The organism is Pseudomonas sp. YH-1 (genome assembly GCF_051990045.1).
Lineage (GTDB): Bacteria > Pseudomonadota > Gammaproteobacteria > Pseudomonadales > Pseudomonadaceae > Pseudomonas > Pseudomonas nicosulfuronedens.
The window spans coordinates 1,495,760-1,518,827 of sequence record NZ_CP178184.1; the positions used below are offsets into that span (position 1 = coordinate 1,495,760).

16 protein-coding genes are annotated in these 23,068 nt (G+C 66.5%); 9 read left to right on the forward strand and 7 right to left on the reverse strand.

Annotation, left to right across the window (positions count from 1 at the left end; translation table 11 throughout):
- Positions 1-26 precede the first annotated feature (26 nt).
- Positions 27-1,400 carry a pyridoxal-phosphate dependent enzyme gene (locus tag ACKI1H_RS06930; RefSeq protein ID WP_440467987.1) on the forward strand — a complete coding sequence of 458 codons (1,374 nt, stop codon included), beginning with the start codon at positions 27-29 and terminating at the stop codon, positions 1,398-1,400.
- Complete coding sequence (locus ACKI1H_RS06935; protein WP_440467988.1) at positions 1,397-2,566, forward strand: trans-sulfuration enzyme family protein; 1,170 nt, start codon at positions 1,397-1,399, stop codon at positions 2,564-2,566. Before ACKI1H_RS06930 ends, ACKI1H_RS06935 begins: the two co-directional genes overlap by 4 nt.
- A 267-nt stretch (positions 2,567-2,833) precedes the next feature.
- Here ACKI1H_RS06935 and ACKI1H_RS06940 read toward each other — a convergent pair whose 3' ends face one another.
- From ACKI1H_RS06940 to gshB, 7 genes are all read right to left on the reverse strand, one after another.
- The gene (locus ACKI1H_RS06940; protein ID WP_440467989.1) at positions 2,834-4,105 is read right to left on the reverse strand and encodes a dihydroorotase; all 1,272 of its coding nucleotides are present in this window, start codon (positions 4,103-4,105) and stop codon (positions 2,834-2,836) included.
- Complete coding sequence (locus ACKI1H_RS06945; protein ID WP_138519691.1) at positions 4,102-5,106, reverse strand: aspartate carbamoyltransferase catalytic subunit; 1,005 nt, start codon at positions 5,104-5,106, stop codon at positions 4,102-4,104. Before ACKI1H_RS06945 ends, ACKI1H_RS06940 begins: the two co-directional genes overlap by 4 nt.
- A gap of 45 nt (positions 5,107-5,151) precedes the next feature.
- Positions 5,152-5,664: a bifunctional pyr operon transcriptional regulator/uracil phosphoribosyltransferase PyrR gene (gene pyrR, locus ACKI1H_RS06950; protein WP_138519690.1), complete on the reverse strand. Its 513-nt coding sequence runs from the start codon at positions 5,662-5,664 to the stop codon at positions 5,152-5,154.
- Between the two features lie 157 nt (positions 5,665-5,821).
- Positions 5,822-6,259 carry a Holliday junction resolvase RuvX gene (gene ruvX, locus ACKI1H_RS06955; protein WP_440468832.1) on the reverse strand — a complete coding sequence of 146 codons (438 nt, stop codon included), beginning with the start codon at positions 6,257-6,259 and terminating at the stop codon, positions 5,822-5,824.
- On the reverse strand, positions 6,256-6,825 hold the full coding sequence (locus ACKI1H_RS06960; protein ID WP_440467990.1) for a YqgE/AlgH family protein: 570 nt from the start codon (positions 6,823-6,825) through the stop codon (positions 6,256-6,258). The genes ruvX and ACKI1H_RS06960 overlap by 4 nt, the downstream gene beginning before the upstream one ends.
- 75 nt (positions 6,826-6,900) lie before the next feature.
- Complete coding sequence (locus ACKI1H_RS06965; protein ID WP_081519601.1) at positions 6,901-7,794, reverse strand: energy transducer TonB; 894 nt, start codon at positions 7,792-7,794, stop codon at positions 6,901-6,903.
- A gap of 56 nt (positions 7,795-7,850) precedes the next feature.
- A complete protein-coding gene (gene gshB, locus ACKI1H_RS06970; RefSeq protein ID WP_017520129.1) occupies positions 7,851-8,813 on the reverse strand; it encodes a glutathione synthase in 963 nt (320 codons plus the stop codon).
- A 280-nt stretch (positions 8,814-9,093) separates the two neighbouring features.
- On the opposite strand from gshB, the gene pilG reads away from it, so the two are divergent.
- From pilG to ACKI1H_RS07005, 7 genes are all read left to right on the forward strand, one after another.
- Complete coding sequence (gene pilG / locus ACKI1H_RS06975; protein ID WP_015475142.1) at positions 9,094-9,501, forward strand: twitching motility response regulator PilG; 408 nt, start codon at positions 9,094-9,096, stop codon at positions 9,499-9,501.
- 46 nt (positions 9,502-9,547) lie between these two features.
- Positions 9,548-9,913 (forward strand): twitching motility response regulator PilH, encoded by a 366-nt coding sequence (gene pilH, locus ACKI1H_RS06980; RefSeq protein WP_024766237.1) that lies wholly within the window; start codon positions 9,548-9,550, stop codon positions 9,911-9,913.
- Positions 9,914-9,967: 54 nt separating this feature from the next.
- Positions 9,968-10,504 (forward strand): chemotaxis protein CheW, encoded by a 537-nt coding sequence (locus ACKI1H_RS06985; RefSeq protein WP_017520132.1) that lies wholly within the window; start codon positions 9,968-9,970, stop codon positions 10,502-10,504.
- Between the two features lie 83 nt (positions 10,505-10,587).
- Positions 10,588-12,636: a methyl-accepting chemotaxis protein gene (locus tag ACKI1H_RS06990; RefSeq protein WP_045212954.1), complete on the forward strand. Its 2,049-nt coding sequence runs from the start codon at positions 10,588-10,590 to the stop codon at positions 12,634-12,636.
- Between the two features lie 62 nt (positions 12,637-12,698).
- Positions 12,699-13,562, forward strand: a complete 864-nt coding sequence (locus ACKI1H_RS06995) for a protein-glutamate O-methyltransferase (protein WP_440467991.1) — start codon at positions 12,699-12,701, stop codon at positions 13,560-13,562.
- 24 nt (positions 13,563-13,586) lie between these two features.
- The gene (locus tag ACKI1H_RS07000) at positions 13,587-22,034 is read left to right on the forward strand and encodes an Hpt domain-containing protein (RefSeq protein ID WP_440467992.1); all 8,448 of its coding nucleotides are present in this window, start codon (positions 13,587-13,589) and stop codon (positions 22,032-22,034) included.
- Positions 22,027-23,061: a chemotaxis protein CheB gene (locus ACKI1H_RS07005; RefSeq protein WP_440467993.1), complete on the forward strand. Its 1,035-nt coding sequence runs from the start codon at positions 22,027-22,029 to the stop codon at positions 23,059-23,061. The genes ACKI1H_RS07000 and ACKI1H_RS07005 overlap by 8 nt, the downstream gene beginning before the upstream one ends.
- Positions 23,062-23,068 lie beyond the last annotated feature (7 nt).

Here is a 23,068-nt window from a genome sequence, read left to right on the forward strand (position 1 = left end):
GTGGCGCCGCAGAAGGAGTGGCTGCCATGAGCAACGAATCCCGCCCTGCCGTACTCGACCTGATCGGCAATACCCCCATGGTCCGCGTTACCCGCTTCGATACCGGACCCTGCACCCTGTTCCTCAAGCTCGAATCACAGAACCCCGGCGGCTCCATCAAGGACCGCATCGGTGTCGCCATGATCGAGGCCGCCGAGCGTGACGGCCGGCTCAAGCCCGGCGGCGTCATCGTCGAAGCCACCGCCGGCAACACCGGCCTGGGCCTGGCGCTGGTGGGACGCGCCAAAGGCTATCGGGTGGTGCTGGTGGTGCCGGACAAGATGTCCACCGAGAAGGTCCTGCACCTGCGCGCCATGGGCGCCGAAGTGCACATCACTCGCTCCGATGTCGGCAAGGGGCACCCCGAGTACTACCAGGACGTCGCTGCGCGGCTGGCGAAAGACCTGCCGAACGCCTTCTTTGCCGACCAGTTCAACAACCCCGCCAACCCGCTGGCCCACGAGACCGGCACTGGCCCGGAAATCTGGGCGCAGACCGGCCATGACCTCGATGCCGTGGTGGTCGGCGTCGGCTCCGCCGGCACCCTTACCGGCCTGACCCGCTTCTTCCAGAAGGTCCAGCCGGACCTGGAAATGGTCCTGGCCGACCCGGTGGGTTCGATCATGGCCGAGTATTCGCGCTCCGGCGCCATCGGCACACCCGGCGCCTGGGCGGTGGAGGGCATCGGCGAAGACTTCGTGCCGTCGATTGCCGATCTCTCCAGCGTGCGCCACGCCTACTCGATCAGTGACGAGGAAAGCTTCTCCACCGCCCGCGAACTGCTGCGCAACGAAGGCATCGCCGCCGGTTCATCCACCGGCACACTGCTGGCCGCCGCACTGCGCTTCTGCCGCGAGCAGAAAGCACCCAAGCGGGTGGTCAGCCTGGTCTGCGACACCGGCACGCGCTACCTGTCGAAGATCTACAACGACCAGTGGATGACCGACCAGGGCCTGCTGCAGCGCAAGCGCTACGGCGACCTGCGCGACATCATCGCGCGGCGCTTCGAGGAGGGCCGGGTGGTCAGCGTCGGCCCCGGCGACACGCTGCTTACCGCCTTCCAGCGCATGCGCCTGGCGGATGTTTCGCAACTGCCCGTGCTGGATGGGCCTCGGCTGGTCGGCGTGATCGACGAGTCCGACATCCTCATGGGCGTGCATGACGACCCGGCGCACTACCGTCGCGAGGTCGCCAGCGCCATGAGCGACACCCCGGAAACCCTCGCCCCCGGCGCCAGCCTGGGCGAACTGGAAGCCGTGCTGGCGCGCGGCCTGGTGGCGATCATCGCCGACGCCTCGGGCTTCCACGGCCTGATCACCCGCTTCGACCTGCTCAACCATCTACGGAGGACCCTCGCATGAGCCAGCACGACGACCGCCTCGGTTTCGCCACCCGCGTGATCCACGCCGGGCAGGAGCCGGACCCTTCCACCGGGGCGATCATGCCGCCGATCTACGCCAATTCCACCTATCGCCAGGACAGCCCCGGCGTGCACAAGGGGCTGGACTACGGCCGCTCGCACAACCCCACACGCTGGGCGCTGGAGCGCTGTGTGGCGGACCTGGAAGGCGGCAGCAAGGCGTTTGCCTTCGCCTCGGGGCTGGCGGCGATTTCGGCGGTGCTGGAGCTGCTCGACGCCAGCTCGCACATCGTCTCCGGCAACGACCTCTACGGCGGCACCTTCCGTCTGTTCGAGCGGGTGCGCCGGCGTAGCGCCGGGCATGACTTCCACTTCGCCGACCTGGCCCAACCCGGCGCGTTGGAAGCAGCATTGACCGACAAGACGCGCATGGTCTGGGTGGAAACCCCGAGCAACCCGCTGCTGCGCCTGACCGATCTGGCCGCCATCGCCCGCACCTGCCGCGAGCGCGGCATCCTCTGCGTGGCCGACAACACCTTCGCCAGCCCGTACGTGCAACGCCCGCTGGACCTGGGCTTCGACATCGTCGTGCACTCCACCACCAAGTACCTCAATGGCCACTCGGACGTGATCGGCGGCATCGCCATCGTCGGCGACAACCCCGATCTCGCCGAGCGGCTGGGCTTCCTGCAGAACTCGGTGGGCGCCATCGCCGGCCCGTTCGACGCCTTCCTTACCCTGCGCGGGGTGAAGACCCTGGCGCTACGCATGGAACGGCACTGCGCCAATGCCCTCGACCTGGCGAAATGGCTGGAGCAGCAGCCGCAGGTGAAGCGCGTCTATTACCCCGGCCTGCCGTCGCATCCGCAGCACGAACTGGCGCGCACCCAGATGAAAGGCTTCGGCGGGATGATCTCGCTGGACCTGGACACCGATCTCGCCGGCTCGCGGCGCTTCCTGGAGAACGTCCAGCTGTTCGCCCTCGCGGAAAGCCTGGGCGGCGTGGAAAGCCTGATCGAGCACCCGGCGATCATGACCCACGCCAGCATCCCGCCGGAAAACCGCGCGGCGCTGGGCATTGGCGATTCGCTGATTCGCCTGTCGGTGGGGGTGGAAGACGTGGAGGACCTGCGTGCCGATCTGGCCAAGGCGCTGGCGATGATCTAGGACGGCTTTTCGTAGGAGCGAGCTTGCTCGCGAACATTCCGGGCACTGAGGCTGGGCGGTTCGCGAGCAAGCTCGCTCCTACAAGGGCGCGAAGCCGCGCACGTCTGCGCCTTCGTAGGATGGCGTAGAGCGAAGCGATACCCATCATTTTCGGCACCGACAGCATGGGTATCGCTCCGCTCCACCCATCCTGCGTCCGAGCTCCCTGCGGATGCCCCAATAAAAAAGCCCGCCAATCGGCGGGCTTTTTCATGGAGCGATGAGGCGTTACACCGCGTGGACGATATGTCCGTCCACCAGGGTGCAGCGCACCACGCCCGGCAGGCAGTGGCCGAGGAACGGGCAATTCTGGCCACGGGAGTGCCAGGTCTCGCCCACCAGGGTCTGGCCTTCGGCTTCGAACAGCACCACGTCCGCCGCAGCCCCCACGGCCAGTTTGCCGGCCGGCAGACGCAGGGCGGCGGCCGGGCCGCTGGAGAGGCGTGCGAGCAGGGTCGGCAGGTCGAGCAGGCCGTCCTGCACCAGGGTCATGGCCAGCGGCAGCAGCAGCTCGACGCTGCTGATGCCCGGATCGGTGGCGGCGAACGGAGCGTTCTTCGCGTCCTGCTCATGGGGCTGGTGATGGCTGGCGATGGCCTGGATCACCCCGCTCTTCACCGCTTTGCGCAGGGCGTCGCGGTCCTTGCGCGAGCGCAGCGGCGGCTGCACGTGGTACAGGCTGGAGAAGTCCGCCAGCGCCTCGTCGGTAAGAATCAGCTGGTACAGCGCCACGTCGGCGGTAACCGGCAGGCCGCGGGCCTGGGCCTGGGCGATCATCTCGACGCCACGGGCACTGGTCAGCTGGCTGAAGTGCGCTCGCACGCCGGATTGTTCCACCAGCAGCAGGTTGCGGGCCAGGGCCACGGTCTCGGCGGTTTCCGGGATACCAGCCAGGCCGCGGAAGCTGGCGGTCGGGCCCTCGTGGGCGATGCCGTCGCCAGCCAGTTCGGCATCCTGGGAGGTGAAGATCACGGTCAGGTCGAAGGTCGCCGCGTATTCCAGCGAGCGCAGCAGCACGCGGTTGCTCGCCATCGGCGCCAGGCCGTTGGTGAACGCCACGCAGCCGGCGTCGCGCAGGGCGACCAGTTCGGACAGCTGCTCCCCGGCCAGGCCTCTGGTCAGCGCGCCGATAGGGAAGACCTTGGCGTTGCCGGCCTCGCGGGCGCGGTCGAGGATCAGCTCGGCGACCGCCGAGGTGTCCAGCACCGGCTTGGTCTGCGGTGGGAAGCACAGGCTGGTGACGCCACCGGCGGCGGCGGCGCGGGTTTCGCTCTCGATGTTGCCCTTGCGGCTGTAGCCCGGCTCGCGCAGGGCGACGCTCAGGTCGACCAGCCCGGGCGCGGCGATCAGGCCGGCGGCGTCGATTTCCTGGGCGGCGTGGAAGTCTGCGGGGGCGTCGCCGATGGCGACAATGCGGCCGGCCTCGATGTGCAGGTCGCAGACCTTGTCCAGGCCGCTGGCCGGGTCGATCAGGTGGGCGCCACGAATACTGACGGTCATTGCGCGTCCTCCTGTTCCAGCTGGCGTTGGGCGTTCTGGCCGCTCATGGCCATGGACAGCACGGCCATGCGGATGGCGATGCCGTAGGTGACCTGGTTGAGGATCACCGACTGTTCGCCGTCGGCCACGGCAGAGTCGATTTCCACGCCGCGGTTGATCGGGCCGGGGTGCATGACGATGGCGTCGGGCTTGGCCAGCTGCAGGCGCTTCTGGGTCAGGCCGTAGAGCTTGAAGAACTCGCCCTCGCTGGGCAGCAGGCCGCCGGCCATGCGCTCGCGCTGCAGGCGCAGCATGATCACCACGTCGACGTCCTTCAGGCCTTCGTTGGCATCGGTGAAGACTTTCACGCCGTACTGTTCTTCCAGGCCCACGGGCAGCAGGGTGCGCGGGGCGATAACGCGGATGTCCGGGCAGCCCAGGGTCTTCAGCGCCAGCATGTCGGAGCGCGCCACCCGCGAGTGCAGGATGTCGCCGACGATGGCCACCGAGAGGTTCTCGAAGCTGCCCTTGTGGCGGCGGATGGTGAGCATGTCGAGCATGCCCTGGGTCGGGTGGCCGTGACGGCCGTCGCCGCCGTTGATCACGGCGACGTTGGGGCTGACGTGCTCGGCGATGAAGTGCGCGGCACCCGAGTCGCTGTGACGCACGACGAACATGTCGGCGGCCATGGCCTCGAGGTTGCGCAGGGTGTCGGTGAGTGTCTCGCCCTTGCTGGTCGAGGAGGTCGACACGTTCAGCGAGATGACGTCGGCGGACAGGCGCTGGGCGGCCAGTTCAAAGGTAGTACGGGTGCGCGTGGAGTTTTCGAAGAACACGTTGCACACGGTCTTGCCGCGCAGCAGCGGGACTTTCTTCACCGCGCGGGCGCCGACTTCGAGGAAGGAGTCGGCGGTATCGAGGATTTCAGTCAGCAGTTCGCGGGACAACCCGTCGAGCGAGAGGAAGTGGCGCAGCTGGCCCAGGTCGTTGAGCTGCAGCGGGCGCTTGGCGTCGGTCGGCATGTGGCAGGCCCTGAAAGTAGGAGGTGGAGGTCCGGGCGCGCGGGGTTACAGCGCGGTGCTGAGAAGCGTGCGCTCGAGGACAAGTGGTGCGGGACCGCGCAATTTTACCCGCTCGTTGGGTGCCAATGACAGGGTTTCGCCGACGACATCCGGACGAATTGGCAGTTCGCGCTTGTTCAGGTCCACCAGGCTGACCAGGGTCACGCTGGCCGGGCGACCGTAGTCGAACAGCTCGTTGAGCGCGGCGCGGATGGTCCGGCCGCTCATCAGCACGTCGTCCACCAGGACCAGATGCTGGCCGTCGATCTCGAAGGGCAGTTCCGACGGACGGACCTGTGGGTGCAGGCCGCTGCGGGTGAAATCGTCGCGGTAGAAGGAGACGTCGAGGATGCCGAGGATCTCGTCGCTGCCCAGTGCCTTGAGCAGTTCCTGGGCGACCCAGATGCCACCGGTGTGGATGCCGACGAAGCGCGGCGCGTCGATCCCGCGCTGCGCCAGGTAGTTGCGCAGGTCGGTAGCCATGCGGGGGATGAGTTCGGCGGGGCTGGGCAGGGTCATGACGTCTCCGGTTCGGTTGGCGAGGCCACCCGGCGCGGGCGGCCATCGGGGCGGACCGTTCCGGGAAGGACTGGTCCGGCAAGCTTAGTGGCTTTCGCCGCGCTGGCGCTGCCTCAGGTCAAGGACGCTGCGGCAGGGCCGGCACCGCGGCCTCGGATCATGCGGTGGCGTTGTCGGCCAGCCAGCCCTCCAGCAGCAGGGCGGCGGCCAGGGCGTCCACCGGGCGCTCGCGGTAGCCACCCGTCTGGCCCTGGGCCAGGCGTTCGCCCTTGGCGGCGTAGGTGGTCAGGCGTTCGTCGTGGGTGTGCACCGGCAGGTTGTAGCGGCCGTGCAGGCGGCGGGCGAATTTCTCGGCGCGCTCGCTCATGTCGCTGGGGGTGCCGTCCATGTTCAGCGGCAGGCCGACGACGATGGCGTCGGGCTGCCATTCCTTGATCAGGGCTTCGACACGGTTCCAGTCCGGCACGCCGTTCTGCGCCTTGAGCACGCAGAGCTCGCGAGCCTGGCCGGTGATGGCCTGGCCGACGGCGACGCCGATCTGCTTGGTGCCGTAGTCGAAACCCAGGAGCAGGCGCAGGGGTTTGCTACTCATCAGGCGTGCCCGGCCTGGGCGGTGAGCAGGCTGAGGTTGACCCCCAGGCGCTCGGCGGCCGCTGACAGGCGCTGCTCGGCCGGAACATCGAAGAGTACCGCGGGGTCGGCAGGGCAGGTCAGCCAGGCATTGTCGGCCAGTTCGGCTTCCAGCTGGCCGGCTTCCCAACCCGCATAACCGAGGGTGATCAGGTGCTGCGCGGGCCCGCTGCCGTCGGCTATGGCGAACAGCACGTCCTGGGAAGTGGAGAGCGACAGCTCGCCCAGCTCCAGGGTGGCCTGGTAGCTGCGCCCGGCAGGGTGCAGGACGAAGCCGCGATCGGTCTGTACCGGCCCGCCGGTATAGATGGTCACGCCCTGGCAGCGCACCGGCGGCAATTCATCCGGACGCAATTGTTCGAGCACATCGGCGAGGCTCAGGCCGCTGGGGCGATTGATGATCAGGCCCATGGCGCCCTGCTCGTTGTGTTCCACGAGGTAGGTGACGGTCTGGGCAAAGTTGGAGTCCGCCATGTGCGGCATGGCGATCAGGAAATGGTGCTTGAGGTAGCTGGCGGCTGTGCTTTTCATGCCGGCTAGTGTCAGGCCTGGGGGCCAAAGGGACAAGACTTGAAAGCGTCAGCTGGCGTTATCCAGCGCGCTGGCTCAGTTGCTGGACAGGCGATCGCCGCGCTCGAAGCGCCAGGTGCGGATGATTTCCAGGCGATCGATGTCATTCAGATCACCCGAGAAGGGCGCGAAGGGCGCGGCCAGGCGCACGATGCGCTGGGCGGCCTGGTCGAGGGTGGGCTGGCCGGAAGATTCGAGCACCTGCACTTCATATAGCGAGCCGTCGCGGTTGATCGATACGAGCAGGCGCAGGCTGCCATAGATGCGCTGGCGACGGGCTTCGTCCGGGTAATTGAGGTTGCCGATGCGCTCGATCTTCTTGCGCCACTCTTCCTTGTACCAGGCGCCCTTGTCGCGCATGGTCGAGGCGGCGCTCAGGCGGTGGATGCGCGGGCGCTTGGCGTAGGCCTGCTGGTCGCGGGCGAGATCGGCTTCGAGGCTGGAGATTTCCGCCGAGAGCTGGGCGGAGTCGAACTGCGGCGCCGGCTTGGCGACGGTCTCGGCCTTGGGCGTCTGCTGTTTGGTCTGCACCTTGTCCGGGCGCGGGGTGCGGGTGGCGACGGCGGCCTTGGGCGCTTCCGGGCTCTTGGCCTGGCGCGGGGTGGCCGGCGGCGAGACTTTCTTGACCTCGGTGTCCTGGAATGGCGCCTGCTCGGTGGTCTTGGGGATCGCCTTGTGTTCCAGGGTGCCGCTGCCCTGCTGGTTCATCTGGGCGAGGTAGTCGGCCTTTTCCGGCGCCTTGTCGCTCTTGAAGCTGGCCAGGGTAATTTCCAGGGTTTTGCTCAACTGGCTGGGGCTGGGCATGGTGAAGCCCACCCCCAGCAGCACGGCCACGTGCAGGATGGCCGCAACGAACAGGGTGAAACCCAGACGGTCCGCCGGACGTACGCCGGAGGACACGGGGAAGTCTTGGTGGGTTGCAGCGTTCATTGCGGGTCGCGTAGGCCAGGGTGGGGCGGAAGTCTGCCGACGAGGCTTATAAAAGTCTATGACGCACTGCGCGCCTTGAGCTTTTCGTCGATGACTGCCATCAGTCTCTCACCGATGCGCGTGTCGTAGGCCGCATCGATCTCGCGGATGCAGGTCGGGCTGGTGACGTTGATCTCGGTGAGGTTCTCGCCGATCACGTCCAGGCCGACGAACAGCAGGCCGCGCTTGCGCAGTTCCGGGCCGACCTGGGCGGCGATCCAGCGGTCGCGCTCGGTCAGCGGCTGGGCCACGCCGCGACCGCCGGCGGCCAGGTTGCCGCGGGTCTCGCCCTGGGCGGGAATGCGCGCCAGGCAGTATTCCACCGGCTCACCGTCGATCATCAGGATGCGCTTGTCGCCGTCCTTGATGGCCGGCAGGTAGCGCTGCGCCATGACCTGTTCCTGGCCGTGGCGGGTCAGGGTCTCGAGGATCACCGAGAGGTTCGGGTCGCCTTCGCGGTGGCGGAAGATCATCGATCCGCCCATGCCATCCAGGGGTTTGAGAATGATGTCACGATGCTCCGCGGCGAATTCGCGGAGAATGTCGGACCGGCGGCTCACCACCGTCGGTGGCGCGCACTGCGGGAACAGCGTGGCGAAGTACTTCTCGTTGCAGTCACGCAGGCTCTGCGGCTTGTTGACGATGAGGGTGCCGGCGGTTTCAGCCTGTTCCAGCAGGTAGGTGGAGTAGACGAACTCGTTGTCGAAGGGCGGGTCCTTGCGCATCAGGATCACGTCCAGGTCCGACAGCGGTTGGTCGACTTCCTCTTCCAGTTCGAACCAGTGGGCCGGATCGTAGAACACCTTGAGCGGGCGCATGCGGCCACGGGCGACGTTCTCTTTCTGGTAAAGGTCCTGCTGTTCCATATAGAAGAGCTGCCAACCACGGGCCTGGGCGGCCAGCAACATGGCCAGCGAGCTGTCCTTCTTGAAACTGATCTGCGCGATGGGGTCCATCACGATCCCGAGGCGTACGCTCATGGGATGTCCTCCTGGGGGAATTCGTCGGCTTGGGGCTGCGACTCCGGGCCGCGCCGCAAAGGCTGAAAATGGACGCTCAGGGTGGCGCTGGATGTGCGCTCGGTCAAGGAAAAAGCCTGCGCGTTCGGGGTCTTATGGCCTGAATTTGCTGGGCGTGGTAAAGATTCTGACGATTGTGGTAAAAGGTTCCCACGATTGGGTCGCAGCCCGACGGTGGCAGGGCGCTTGCGCACTGAAATAAAAAGCGGAAAAACGACTCACCGAGATGGTAAGGGCGAACATGGAACAGCATTCCGACGGTTTGAAAGTAATGGTGATCGACGATTCCAAGACGATTCGTCGCACGGCTGAAACCCTGCTGAAGAAAGTCGGCTGCGATGTCATTACAGCCATCGACGGCTTCGATGCGCTGGCCAAGATCGCCGATACCCATCCCAGCATCATCTTCGTTGACATCATGATGCCGCGCCTGGATGGCTATCAGACCTGCGCCCTGATCAAGAACAACAGTGCATTCAAATCCACGCCGGTGATCATGCTGTCCTCCAAGGACGGCCTGTTCGACAAGGCCAAGGGTCGCATCGTCGGTTCCGATCAGTACCTCACCAAGCCCTTCAGCAAGGAAGAACTGCTCGGCGCGATCAAGACCCATGTGCCCGACTTCACCCCGGTGGAGCACGCTTCCTGAAGTCCGGCGCGAGCGCCGGTGACGCCTATTCCGTATGGGGACCACAATGGCTCGAATTCTGATTGTTGATGACTCGCCGACCGAGATGTACAAGCTGACCGCGATGCTGGAAAAGCACTCGCACCAGGTACTCAAGGCCGAAAATGGCGCCGATGGCGTGGCCCTGGCTCGCCAGGAAAAGCCCGACGTCGTCCTGATGGACATCGTCATGCCCGGCCTGAACGGCTTCCAGGCGACCCGTCAGCTGTCCAAGGACCCGGAAACCAGCGCGATTCCGGTGATCATCGTCACCACCAAGGACCAGGAGACCGACAAGGTCTGGGGCAAGCGCCAGGGCGCTCGCGACTACCTGACCAAGCCGGTGGACGAAGAGACACTGCTCAAGACCATCAATTCGGTGCTGGCCGGCTGATACAGCCGTACCTGCACGACCAGAACATAATTATTAGAGAAGGCCAGGGCCGGCATGGCGGAAGTCCAGAGTCCTTTCGAGGTTCTCGTCCAGATCGATCAGCGCTGTCGTCAGCTGGCCGCGGGTCTGCCCGCGCAGCGCGAGGTGGTGCAGAGCTGGAACGGTATCGGCTTTCGCATGGCTGGGCGCCTGTTCGTGGCGCCCATGGGGGAGGTCGGCGAGGTTCTTCACGAACCGCGCTACACACTGCTGCCCGGTGTCCGTGACTGGGTGAAGGGGGTCGCCAACGTGCGCGGCCGCCTGTTGCCGATCATGGACCTGTGCGGTTTCCTCGGCGCGGAGCTTTCGCCTCTGCGCAAACAGCGGCGCGTGCTCGTCGTGGAACACCAGGAAGTCTTCGCCGGCCTCATCGTCGATGAGGTGTTCGGCATGCAGCACTTCCCGGTGGACACCTTCTCCGAGCAGCTGCCGCCCCTCGAAGCGGTCCTGCAACCCTTTATTCATGGCGTCTTCCACCGGGAGCAACCCTGGCTCGTGTTCAGTCCGCATGCGCTGGCTCAACACCCGGGGTTCCTGGATGTCGCCAGCTAGCGTTTGACCGGTTGGGCCGGCGTTGCCGGCCCTTGTTGTGACATGGAATTCGTAATCGTGGTGGGTCCAGGCGGGGGCCGAATATGAAAAATATAAAGGCAGGCAGTCTTTTTTCGGGTGCGCGTAGCAGCTCGCTGATCCTCGGACTCTTCGTGGTCCTGATCGTGGCGATCGTCTTGCTGTTCGCCAACTTCGCTTACCTCAACACCCAGGCGAACCACGACAAGCAGTACATCGGCCATGCCGGCGAACTGCGCGTGCTGTCCCAGCGTATCGCCAAGAACGCCACGGAAGCCGCGGCGGGCAAGGCGGAGGCGTTCAAGCTGCTGAAAGAAGCGCGCAACGACTTCGAGAAGCGCTGGAACATCCTCTCCAAGGGTGACGAGAGCACCGGCCTGCCGCCGAGCCCGGATTCGGTACAACCGCAGATGGCGGATGTGCAGAAGGACTGGGACACCCTGCGCAAGAACGCCGACTCCATCCTCGCCAGCGAACAGACCGTACTGTCCCTGCACCAGGTAGCCGCGACCCTCGCCGAAACCATCCCGCAGCTGCAGGTGGAGTACGAAGAGGTCGTCGATATCCTGCTGGAAAACGGCGCCCCGGCCGACCAGGTCGCGGTAGCCCAACGCCAGTCGCTGCTGGCCGAACGTATCCTCGGCTCGGTGAACAAGGTGCTGGCCGGTGACGAGAACTCGGTGCAGGCCGCCGACAGCTTCGGCCGTGACGCCAGCCTCTTCGGCCGCGTACTCAAGGGCATGAAGGAAGGCAACGCGGCGATGAGCATCTCCAAGGTGACCAACGCCGAAGCGGTGGATCGCCTCAACGAGATCGCCGAACTCTTCGAATTCGTGTCCGGCTCGGTGGATGAGATCCTCGAGACCTCCCCGGAACTGTTCCAGGTCCGTGAAGCCGCCAACACCATCTTCGGTGGCTCGCAGACCCTGCTGGACAAGGCTTCCAGCCTCGCCGCCGGCTTCGAGAACCTGGCCGAAGGCCGTGTGTTCAACCAGGTCGCCAGCGCCGCGCTGGGTATCATCGCCCTGGGCGCGATCATCCTCATCGGCCTGGTGATGGTGCGTGAGACCAACCGCCGACTGGCCGAGACCGCCGAGAAGAACGAGCGTAACCAGGCGGCGATTCTGCGACTGCTCGACGAAATCGCCGACCTCGCCGACGGTGACCTGACGGTGGCCGCGACGGTAACCGAGGACTTCACCGGTGCGATCGCGGACTCCATCAACTACTCCATCGACCAGCTCCGAGAGCTGGTGGAAACCATCAACCTGACCGCCGTGCAGGTGGCCGCCGCCGCCCAGGAAACCCAGGCCACCGCCATGCACCTGGCCGAGGCTTCCGAGCACCAGGCACAGGAAATCGCCGGCGCCTCCGCCGCGATCAACGAAATGGCCGTGTCCATTGACCAGGTATCGGCGAACGCCTCCGAGTCCTCGGCGGTAGCGGAACGTTCCGTAGCCATCGCCAACAAGGGCAACGAAGTGGTGCACAACACCATCACCGGCATGGACAACATCCGTGAGCAGATCCAGGACACCTCGAAGCGGATCAAGCGCCTCGGTGAATCGTCCCAGGAGATCGGTGACATCGTAAGCCTGATCAACGACATCGCCGACCAGACCAACATCCTCGCCCTGAACGCCGCGATCCAGGCGTCCATGGCGGGCGACGCGGGTCGCGGCTTCGCCGTGGTAGCGGACGAAGTACAGCGTCTGGCGGAACGTTCTTCCGCAGCGACCAAGCAGATCGAAGCGCTGGTGAAGACCATTCAGACCGACACCAACGAAGCGGTGATCTCGATGGAACAGACCACCTCCGAGGTGGTCCGCGGTGCCCGCCTGGCGCAGGACGCCGGTGTGTCCCTGGAAGAGATCGAGAAGGTATCCAAGACCCTGGCAGCGTTGATCCAGAACATTTCCAACGCCGCCCGTCAGCAGGCCTCCTCCGCCGGCCACATTTCCAACACCATGAACGTGATCCAGGAGATCACCTCGCAGACCTCTGCCGGTACCACCGCTACTGCGCGCAGCATTGGTAACTTGGCCAAGATGGCCGGCGAGATGCGCCACTCCGTATCCGGCTTCAAACTGCCGGACACCGCCGAACAGGCCTGAGCAGAGGAGGTGCGCTGCTCTTTGCCGGGTAGCGCACGACAATCTTGAGCGAGGGGCGCGACATGCAGGCAAGTGGCGTCTGGTCGTTGCAGCCGTTGGCCGACATGTCGGCCGCGGACTTCCGCGACTGGCAGGCACTGTTGGAAGACCGGACCGGCGTCGTGGTCAACGAGCAGCGCCGTGCCTTCCTGCAGACCAGCCTGGGCGCGCGGATGCGCGAACTGGGTATCGCCGACTATGGCACCTATTACCGCCAGGTCACCGACGGCCCACGCGGCGCCGTCGAGTGGTCGAACCTGCTGGACCGCCTCACCGTTCAGGAAACCCGTTTCTTTCGCCACAAGGCATCCTTCGACGTGCTGGAGAGCTTCCTGCTCCGGCGCCTCGCAGAGGTCGGCCCGAGCCGGCCACTGGCCTTGTGGAGCGTCGGCTGTTCCAGTGGCGAGGAGCCTTACTCCCTCGCCATGGTGGCCGCCAAGGTACTGGAAGATGCAGGTCTGGCGCCGCTGTTCGGCGTGACCGGCACCGACATCAGCCTCAATGCCCTGAACCGGGCGCGCGAGGCGAGCTACGCGGCACGCAAGCTGGAGGATATCGACCCGGAACTGGCCACGCGCTACTTCAGCGCGCAGGATGACGGTCGATACCGTGTGATACCCGATCTCGCCGGGCGCGTCTGTTGCGCGCGGCTGAATGTGCTGGAACTGGCCAAGGCGCCAATGTCCGGCATGGACGTGATTTTTTGCCAGAACCTGCTGATCTATTTCCGCCGCTGGCGGCGGCGGGACATCCTCAATCGCCTGGCCGAGCGGCTGGCGCCTGGGGGGCTGCTGGTGATCGGAGTGGGCGAGGTCGCCGATTGGCACCACCCGCTGCTCGAACCGGTCGCCGATGAGCGCGTTCTGGCCTTTACCCGGAAGGGATGACACAGACACATGAGTGGAGTGGCTATGGGTGATCGGCACGATTATGTCGCCCTGGAATGGGTAAAAGGCGAGATTGCCGAAACGCTCAAGCAGGCGCGGCAAGCCCTCGAATCCTACGTCGAGAACCCTCAGGACCCGACGCGGATGGGCTTTTGCCTGGCCTATATCCACCAGGTGCGCGGCACGCTGCAGATGGTGGAGTTCTACGGCGCGGCCCTGCTCGCCGAGGAAATGGAGTACCTGACCCAGGCGCTGATCGACGGCAAGACGTCCAGCCAGAGCGAAGCGCTGGAAGTGCTGATGCAGGCCATTCTGCAGCTGCCTGCCTACCTGGAGCGTATCCAGAGCGCCCGCCGCGACCTGCCGCTGGTGGTGCTGCCGCTGCTCAACGACCTGCGCACCGCCCGCGGCGAGAAGCTGCTGTCGGAAACCAGCCTGTTCTCCCCCGACCTGTCCCGCGAATCCCCGGTGCTTCCGGTGGACGCCCTGGCGCGCCTGCGCACCGCTGAACTGCCGGCGCTGCTGCGCAAGCTGCGGCAGATGCTGCAGGTCGCCCTGGTCGGCGTCATCCGCAACCAGGACCTGCCGACCAACCTGGGCTACCTGGCGCGCGTCTTCGCCCGCCTCGAGTCCCTGTGCAAGGACGCCCCGCTGGGCCGCCTGTGGGTGATCGCTTCGGCGATGATCGAGGGCCTGGCCAACGGCAGCATCGCCAACGGCACCTCGGTGCGTAACCTGCTGCGCCAGGTCGACCGCGAGTTCAAGCGGCTGGTCGACCAGGGCGCCGACGCCATGAACCAGCCGGCGCCGGAAGAGCTGATCAAGAACCTGCTGTTCTATGTGGCCAAGGCCTCCGACCACTCGCCGCGCGTGCGGGCGGTGAAGGACGAGTACCGCCTGGACGACGCCCTGCCGGGTGCAGCCCTGGTGGACGAGGAACGTGCCCGTCTCGCCGGCCCCGACCGCGACGCCATGCGCTCGGTCGTTGGCGCGCTGTGCGAGGAGCTGGTGCGGGTCAAGGACAGCCTCGACCTCTTCGTGCGCAGCGATCGCAGCGGCGTGAACGAGCTGGGCAGCCTGCTGGCACCGCTCAAGCAGATTGCCGACACCCTCGCCGTGCTGGGCTTCGGCCAGCCGCGCAAGGTTATCCTCGACCAGATCGACGTGGTCAGCGCGCTCGCCCACGGCCAGCGCCAGCCCAACGACGCCACCCTGATGGATGTCGCCGGTGCGCTGCTCTATGTCGAGGCCACGCTGGCCGGCATGGTCGGCCCGAGCGAAGAGCCGGGCAGCGAAGAGAACGTCCTGCCGACCACCGACGTCGAGCAGATCCACCAGGTGGTGATCAAGGAAGCGCGCAACGGCCTGGAACTGGCCAAGGACGCGATCATCGAGTTCATCGCCTCGCAGTGGAACCACGAGCACCTGGCCCGCGTGCCGGAACTGCTCACGCAGGTTCGCGGCGGTCTGGCGATGATCTCCCAGGAACGTGCAGCGAAACTGCTGGAAAACTGCAATCGCTACATCCAGGAACAGCTGCTGGTGCGCCAGGCCGTGCCGGACTGGCACAGCCTGGACACCCTGGCCGACGCCATCACCAGTGTCGAGTACTACCTCGAGCGCCTGTCGGAAGACCACAACACCCAGGGCGACATGATCCTCGACGTGGCCGAGGAGAGCCTGGACAGCCTGGGCTACTCGCTCAAGCCGCGTCCGTCGATCCTCGATGCCGAGCCGAGCGCCTTCGCGCCCGCTCCGCTGGACAATCCGCTGGACGAGATCGACGTGCTGGCCGCCCAGCCGCTGGCCGAACCGACCGAAGCCGTGCCGGTGGAAGCGGTGCCGGAACTGGCCGCGCCGGTGGAAATCGCCGACAGCTTTGAACCGTCCAGCTTCGAGGCAGCTCCGCTTGAGGAGCCGTCGTACGAACAGCCTGCCCAGCTGGCTCCGCTCGAAGAGCTGGCTCCGGCCGAAGAACCGATCCTGGACCTGGCCGACATCGACGCGCCGCAACCCGCCGTCGAGAGCGCAGAGAGCTTCTCCTTCGCGCCGGTCGCCGAGCCTGCTGCCGTGGAAGAGCCTTCGCTGCTGGCCGATTTCGACCTCCCTGTGGAGCCCGAAGAGCAGCCTGCCGGCGAAGTCGAATCCAGCTTTACCTTCGAACCCCTGGAGCTGGACTCCGGCCTGCCTCCCGCCGAGCCCACCGCCGAACCGGGTGCCTGGACCCTCGACGACGTCGAGCCGCTGGCCGCTTCTGCCGTCCCGGACGAATCGAGCGCGCCGACCGCCACCCTGGAGCCGGAAAGCCTCAGCTGGGACATCGAGCTGGAGCCGGCTGCACCAATTACTGACACCACCCTGGCAGACGAAGGCTGGTCGCTGGACGACAGCCACAAGGCCGACAGCATCGAGTTCAGCCTCGAAACGCTGGAAGAAGCCCCTGCGCAACCGCAGACCGATGAGCTGAACTGGAGCCTCGACGACGCCGTTCCACTGGCCGAGGCACCGCGCATCGACGAACCGGTACAGGCGGAGTCCCCGGTTACCGAACAGACCTGGGAAGCCCTGGATCTGTCCATGGCACCGAGCGAAACCCCGGCAGCCCCGGAACTGCTCGAAGACTTTGCCAGCCTGCCGTCGCTGGAGGCCACTCCGGCCCCGGTGGACGAGCTGAGCTGGGACATGGAGTCGCTCACCCCAACCGGCGAGAAGCCCGCCGAGGAAGACTGGTTCAGCATCGACCTGAGCCAGCCGGCTGCCGAATCGCCCGCGCCTTCCCTGGAGCTTGACGAAAGCTTCGCCAGCCTGGAAGCGCACGAACCCGCCCCGCTGGCGACCCTGGAGTCCCTGGACGACCTGAGCTTCGATGCCCAGCCCGTCACCGATGCGCCGTCCACAGCCGAAGCTTCGCTGGTCAGCGATGACAACTGGACGCTGGGCGAGCTGAGCGAGCCGACCGCGCCGACCGCGCTGGACGCCGGCGTCGATCTCAGTCTCGACGCGCCGCTGCAACTGGAGCCGCTGGAGCCGCTGGCCGAAGCCGAAACGCCGTCGTTCCAGGCCCAAGCCTGGAGCGACGAGAACATCGCCGACCTGGACCTGCCGGAAGTCGAGCTGCCCAGCCCGCCGGCGGAGCTCGAGCCGGCCGCCGAGGCACCGGCCAAGCCGTTGTCCCTGGCCGAAGTCATGGCTGCTCCGGTGCAGGCGATCAACCCGCCTGCCCAGGATGTCCCCCCCAGCCTGCTGCCACCGCCCGCCGACGAAGAACCGATCGACGAAGAGCTGCGCGAAGTCTTCATCGAAGAGGCCGGTGAAGTGCTGGAGACCATCGGTGAACACCTGCCGACCTGGCTGGCCAATACCGATGACCGCGACTCGCTGACCGAAATCCGCCGCGCCTTCCACACCCTCAAGGGCAGTGGCCGGATGGTCCGTGCGCTGGTGATCGGCGAGCTGGCCTGGTCCATCGAAAACCTGCTCAACCGCGTGCTGGACCGTAGCATCGTTGCCTCGCCGGCCGTGCTGCAGGTCATCCAGGATGTGGTCGCGCTACTGCCCGAACTGGTCGACGAGTATGCCGCCAGCGCCCAGCGCCAGCGCGACGACGTCGACCGCCTGGCCGCCACCGCCCACGCCCTGGCCAAAGGGCAGCCGGTACCGCCGCCCGGCGGCGGGTTGCCGGAGTCGGCGCCGCAGGTCGAGGACATCACCCCCGAGCTGGCTGAAGTCGAGGAAATTGCGGCGCAAGCAGCCAACGAAGGTCTCGACGAAAGCCTCGATCCGCAGTTACTCGAGATCTTCCGCAACGAAGCGGAAGCCCATCTGGAAACCCTGGTCGGCTTCCTCGCCGATTGCGCGCAGCAGCTGCCGCAGCCGGTGACCGACGACCTGCAGCGCGCCCTGCACACGCTCAAGGGCAGCGCTCACATGGCCGGCATCCTGCCGATCGCCGAAATCGCCACGCCGCTGGAGCGGCTGGTGAAGGAGTTCAAGACCAACCTGTTGCAGGTCGACCTGCGCGAGGCCGAGCTGCTGCACGCCGCCGAAGGCCTGTTCCGCGTCGGTCTCGACCAGCTCGTCGAAGGCCGTCCGCTGGCACCCATCGAGGGCAGCCCGGAGCTGCTGGCGCGCATCGCGCAGGTCCACCAGGAACGCCTGGAGGCCGCCGAGGCCAAGCGTCGCGGTGAAAGCGGCGAAGGCAGCGGCAACGACCCGCAGATGATCGGCATGTTCCTCGCCGAGGGCATGGACATCCTGCTCGACGCCGAGGATCTGCTGCGCCGTTGGCGCGAGCACCCGCAGGAGCGCCACGAACTGGGCGCCCTCTACGACGAACTGGAAACCCTCAGCCGTGGCGCACAGATGGCCGAGCTGCCGCAGATGGCAGAACTCGCCGACGCGCTGCTGGCCGTCTACGGCGCCGTGCGCCAGGGTCGCCTGGAAACCGGCGATGCGTTCTTCTCCGCCGCTGAAGCCGCCCACGAGGCGCTGATCGGCATGATGGACCAGGTAGCCGCCGCCCTGCAGGTCAGCGCCCGCCCGGAACAGGTCGAAGCGCTGCACCGCCTGCTGGACGCTCCGGTCACTGCTCCCGAGGAGATTGCGAGCGAGCTGCAGGACGCCTCGGACATCGAGTTCGTCGACCTGGAAAGCCTGACCGCCGACGACTTCCCGGCCGAGGACGAAGAATTCCTTCTCGACAGCCGCCAAGTGGACGACGACAACCTGCCTGACGGCCTGAGCTGGTCGGCGCGGGGTGACAACGACGGCGCCCCGCGCGGTGCTGCCGACGATGACGACGATGACGTCATCACCGCCGAGACGCCATATGCCCATCCGGCCCCGCAGCAACCGCCGCGCGCGCTGGACGAGGAAATGGTGGCGATCTTCCTCGAAGAGGCGGTCGACATCCTGGATAACGCCGGCCAGGCGCTGGACCAATGGTTGGCCTCGCCCGAAGGCCTCGCCGCACTTTCGACCCTGCAACGCGACCTGCACACCCTCAAGGGTGGTGCGCGCATGGCGGAAATCCGCGAAATCGGCGACCTGTCCCACGAACTCGAATCGCTCTACGAAGGCCTGCTGGACCATCGCTTCCAGCACAGCCCACCGCTGGGCGAGCTGCTGCGCACCTGCCACGATCGCCTGGCGACCCAGCTCGACCAGCTGCAGGCTGGCCAGGCGCTGACCGATCCGGCCGACCTGGTGCAGACCATCCGCACCTTCCGCCAGAATCCGGCTGCCGGCCTGAACCTGCCGCAGGCTCTGGCGGCGCAGCAGGAAGCCGTGGCTGAGCAGGAAGAAACCCTCGAGCTGCCGCCAGTCATCGAAACCGAGATCGAGCTGGAGCTGCCCACCGAGGCGGCGCCGGAAGCTGAAGCTGTCGAAACCGTCGAAGCTTTTACCCCAGAAGACCGCGAACCCGACAGCATCGACCTGGAGAGCATCGTTCCCGATGCCGCGGTCGAGCCGCAGCAGCAATCCGCCTCGCAAGACCTCGACCTGCAGGCCTTCCTCGACCAGGCCGAAGCTGAAATCGCCGAGTCGTCGCAGGCTGAGCCGGAGGTCATCGAGCCCGCTGCACCGGTCGCTAGCGCGGAAGTCGCGGGCGTGCAGGACAGCGAGTACGAGCTGGCTGAAGACCGCGACCTGGAACTGGTGGAAATCTTCCTCGAGGAAGGTTTCGACATCCTCGAAAGCTCCTCCGGTGCCCTGCACCGCTGGATGGAAAACCCCGACAACAGCGTCGAACTGGAAGCGCTGCAACGCGACCTGCACACCCTCAAGGGCGGCGCGCGGATGGCCGAGATCCGCCCCATTGGCGACCTCTCCCATGAGCTGGAATTCCTCTACGAAGGCCTCTGCGGTGGCCGCCTGCGTGCCAGCCCGACACTCTTCGAGCTGCTGCAGCGCTGCCACGACCGTCTCGCCGAGATGCTCGAAGCGGTCCAGCAGCATCGCCGGATTCCGGGAGGTGAATCGCTGATCGATGCGATCCACCGATTTCGTGCCAACCCCGAAGAACAACTGAGCATTCCCAGCAGCGTCAGCCTGCACGCGATCAGCTCCACCCCTGCCGCGCCGGAAGGCCCGGAAGCCGACATCCTGGATATCTTCCTGGAAGAGGCGGACGACCTGCTTGAAGGCATGGAACAGGCCCTGGGCCGCTGGGACGCCGAGCGTGAGAACGGTGCGCTCGACGAGCTGCTGCGCATTCTCCATACCCTCAAGGGCGGTGCGCGCCTGGCTGGCCAGACCAGCCTGGGCGACCTGGCCCATGACCTCGAACAGCACCTGAGCGAAGCCCAGCAACAGGGCGCGCCCTGGCCGGAAAGCCTGCTGATGGACGCGCAGTCCGGCTTCGAAGGCCTGCAGGCCGAAGTCGACCAGCTGCGCCTGCACCTGGGTGAAGTCGAGACTGCCGATAGCCAGCACGAAGACCTCGCCGAGGAGCCGATCGCCGAACAGCCGGCCCCGGTGAGCCTGCCGGCATTGCCCGAAGCCATCATGGCCGCGGCCGTGCCGCAGCGCGTCGACGCGCCGGTGGTGCTGCCCTTCGTTCGCCGTGCCCAGGAAGCCGCCCAGGAAGCCGCTGCGCGCCGCGCGCCGCAGGAGCTGGTGAAGGTGCCCGCGCAACTGCTCGAAGGCCTGGTCAACCTTGCCGGTGAGACCTCGATCTTCCGTGGTCGCGTCGAGCAGCAGGTGAGCGACGTCGGTTCGACCCTGGGCGAGATGGACGCCACCATCGAGCGGGTTCGCGATCAGCTGCGCCGCCTCGATACCGAAACCCAGGCGCAGATCCTCTCGCGCCACCAGGCCGACGCCGAGCGCGCCGGCTATGAAGAGTTCGACCCGCTGGAAATGGACCGCTACTCGCAGCTGCAGCAGCTTTCGCGCGCACTGTTCGAGTCCGCTTCCGACCTCTTCGACCTCAAGGAAACCCTGGCTGCCAAGAATCGCGACGCCGAGACCCTGCTGCTGCAACAGGCGCGGGTCAACACCGAGCTGCAGGAAGGCCTGATGCGTACCCGCATGGTGCCCTTCGACCGCCTGGTGCCGCGCCTGCGCCGGATCGTCCGTCAGGTGGCTAGCGAGCTGGGCAAGCAGGTCGAGTTCGTGGTCAGCAACGCCGAAGGCGAGATGGACCGTACCGTGCTCGAACGCATCGTCGCGCCGCTGGAGCACATGCTGCGCAACGCGGTCGACCACGGCATCGAGTCCGGCGAGGCGCGGCGCATCGCCGGTAAGCCGGAGCAGGGCACCATTCGCCTGACCCTGGGCCGAGAGGGTGGTGACATCCTCCTGACCCTGGCCGACGATGGCGCTGGCGTCCGCCTGGAAGCCGTGCGCCGCAAGGCCATCGAGCGCGGCCTGATGACCGACGACAGCGAGCTGAACGACCACGAGGTGCTGCAGTTCATCCTCGAGGCCGGTTTCAGTACCGCCGAGAAAGTCACGCAGATTTCCGGCCGTGGCGTGGGCATGGACGTGGTGAACTCCGAGGTGAAACAGCTCGGCGGTTCCATGAGCATCCATTCCAGCGTCGGCGAAGGTACGAAGTTCGACATCCGCCTGCCGTTCACCGTGTCGGTGAACCGCGCGCTGATGGTGCTCTCCGGCGAGGACCTGTATGCCCTGCCGCTGAACACCATCGAAGGTATCGTGCGAGTCTCCCCTTACGAGCTGGAAGCCCTCTACGAGCAGGCTGCCGCCGACGAGACCGGCGCCGCGCCGAGCTTCGAATACGCGGGCCAGAGCTATGAACTGAAATACCTGGGCGACCTGCTCAACAACGGCCAGCATCCCAAGCTGGTCGGGCAGTCGCTGCCCTTGCCGGTGATCCTGGTGCGCTCGGCGGACCACGCCGTGGCGGTGCAGGTGGATGCCCTGGCGGGCTCGCGCGAAATCGTGGTGAAGAGCCTCGGTGCGCAGTTCGCCGGCGTCAGCGGCATCTCCGGCGCGACTATCCTCGGTGACGGTCGCGTGGTGGTGATTCTCGACCTGCTGGCGACCATCCGCGTGCTCCATGCGCAGCTGGTCCAGCATGCCCCGCGCCGCCAACTGGCCGGCCCGGCCGCTGCGGACATCGAGCACCAGCGCCCGACCCTGGTCATGGTGGTGGACGACTCGGTCACCGTGCGCAAGGTCACCAGCCGCCTGCTGGAGCGCAACGGCATGAACGTGCTCACCGCCAAGGACGGGGTGGACGCCATCGCCCAGCTGCAGGAACACAAGCCCGACATCATGCTGCTGGACATCGAGATGCCGCGCATGGACGGCTTCGAAGTGGCCACCCTGGTGCGCCACGATGAACAGCTGAAGGACCTGCCGATCATCATGATTACCTCCCGTACCGGCGAGAAGCACCGCGACCGTGCCCTGGCCATCGGCGTCAACCAGTACCTGGGCAAGCCGTACCAGGAGTCCGAGCTGCTGGAGAACATCCACAAGCTGGTGAAGGCCCATGTCTGAGCAGAGCACGCCGCGGATCGCGGTGATTGCCGATACCTCGCTGCAACGCCACGTGCTGGCGCAGGCCCTGGCCGGCCATGGCTACCAGGTGGTGCTCAATGCCGACCCGGCGCGCCTTGAGAGTGACCAGTTGGACGCCTGCGAGACCGACCTGTGGCTCGTCGACCTGGCGCAGCAGGAAGACTCGCCGCTGGTGGACAACCTGCTGGAACAGTCGCGGGTACCCGTGCTGTTCGGCGAGGGCCATGCGCCGGAGCGGCATTCCGAACACTACCCGCGCTGGGAGCGCCGGCTGGTGTCCAAGCTGCGCAAGCTGGTGGGCGACCCCAGCGCCGGCGTCGGCCGCAGCCTGGCGGCTTTGCTCGACGAAGCGCAGCGCCCGACCCGCGTGACACTGCCCGAAGACCTCGCCGCCTCGCCGCTGAAAGCCGGCGAACCTGCCGCGCAGGTCTGGCTGCTGGCCGCCTCGCTCGGTGGCCCGGCGGCGGTGAAGACCTTCCTCGATGCGCTGCCCGGCGGCCTGCCGGTGGGCTTCCTGTATGCCCAGCACATCGACGCTTCCTTCGAGGCGAACCTGCCGCAAGCGGTCGGTCGCCACAGTCAGTGGCACGTCAACACCGTGCGCGACGGCGATCCGGTGCGCTGCGGCGAAGTGGTGGTCGTGCCGATTACCCAGGAACTGGGCTTCGATGCCTCGGCGCGCATGCGCGTCGAAGATCGCAGCTGGCCGGAGCCCTACAGCCCGTCCATCGACCAGATGATGCTCAACCTCGCCCAGCAGTACGGCGAGCGTTGCGGTGTGATCGTGTTCAGCGGCATGTGCAGCGATGGCAGCGCCGCCGCAGCCTACGTGCGCCGCCAGGGCGCACCGATCTGGACCCAGCGCGCCGACAGCTGCGCCTGTTCCAGCATGCCCGACAGCCTGCGCGAAGGCGGCTACAGCACTCTTTCCGGCGACCCGCGCGAACTCGCGGCGGCGCTGGTCAATCATCTCGCCGAACAATGCGTCGGCGCAGTCACGCAGTGAGATAAGG

Excerpts from the sequence above, each read along its gene's own strand:
- ACKI1H_RS06930 (WP_440467987.1), top strand. The coding sequence starts at position 27 with ATGAGCAACGAATCCCGCCCTGCCGTACTCGACCTGATCGGCAATACC.
- ACKI1H_RS06935 (WP_440467988.1), top strand. The coding sequence starts at position 1,397 with ATGAGCCAGCACGACGACCGCCTCGGTTTCGCCACCCGCGTGATCCAC.
- ACKI1H_RS06940 (WP_440467989.1), bottom strand. The coding sequence starts at position 4,105 with ATGACCGTCAGTATTCGTGGCGCCCACCTGATCGACCCGGCCAGCGGC.
- ACKI1H_RS06945 (WP_138519691.1), bottom strand. The coding sequence starts at position 5,106 with ATGCCGACCGACGCCAAGCGCCCGCTGCAGCTCAACGACCTGGGCCAG.
- pyrR (WP_138519690.1), bottom strand. The coding sequence starts at position 5,664 with ATGACCCTGCCCAGCCCCGCCGAACTCATCCCCCGCATGGCTACCGAC.
- ACKI1H_RS06960 (WP_440467990.1), bottom strand. The coding sequence starts at position 6,825 with ATGAAAAGCACAGCCGCCAGCTACCTCAAGCACCATTTCCTGATCGCC.
- ACKI1H_RS06965 (WP_081519601.1), bottom strand. The coding sequence starts at position 7,794 with ATGAACGCTGCAACCCACCAAGACTTCCCCGTGTCCTCCGGCGTACGT.
- gshB (WP_017520129.1), bottom strand. The coding sequence starts at position 8,813 with ATGAGCGTACGCCTCGGGATCGTGATGGACCCCATCGCGCAGATCAGT.
- pilG (WP_015475142.1), top strand. The coding sequence starts at position 9,094 with ATGGAACAGCATTCCGACGGTTTGAAAGTAATGGTGATCGACGATTCC.
- pilH (WP_024766237.1), top strand. The coding sequence starts at position 9,548 with ATGGCTCGAATTCTGATTGTTGATGACTCGCCGACCGAGATGTACAAG.
- ACKI1H_RS06985 (WP_017520132.1), top strand. The coding sequence starts at position 9,968 with ATGGCGGAAGTCCAGAGTCCTTTCGAGGTTCTCGTCCAGATCGATCAG.
- ACKI1H_RS06990 (WP_045212954.1), top strand. The coding sequence starts at position 10,588 with ATGAAAAATATAAAGGCAGGCAGTCTTTTTTCGGGTGCGCGTAGCAGC.
- ACKI1H_RS06995 (WP_440467991.1), top strand. The coding sequence starts at position 12,699 with ATGCAGGCAAGTGGCGTCTGGTCGTTGCAGCCGTTGGCCGACATGTCG.
- ACKI1H_RS07000 (WP_440467992.1), top strand. The coding sequence starts at position 13,587 with ATGGGTGATCGGCACGATTATGTCGCCCTGGAATGGGTAAAAGGCGAG.
- ACKI1H_RS07005 (WP_440467993.1), top strand. The coding sequence starts at position 22,027 with ATGTCTGAGCAGAGCACGCCGCGGATCGCGGTGATTGCCGATACCTCG.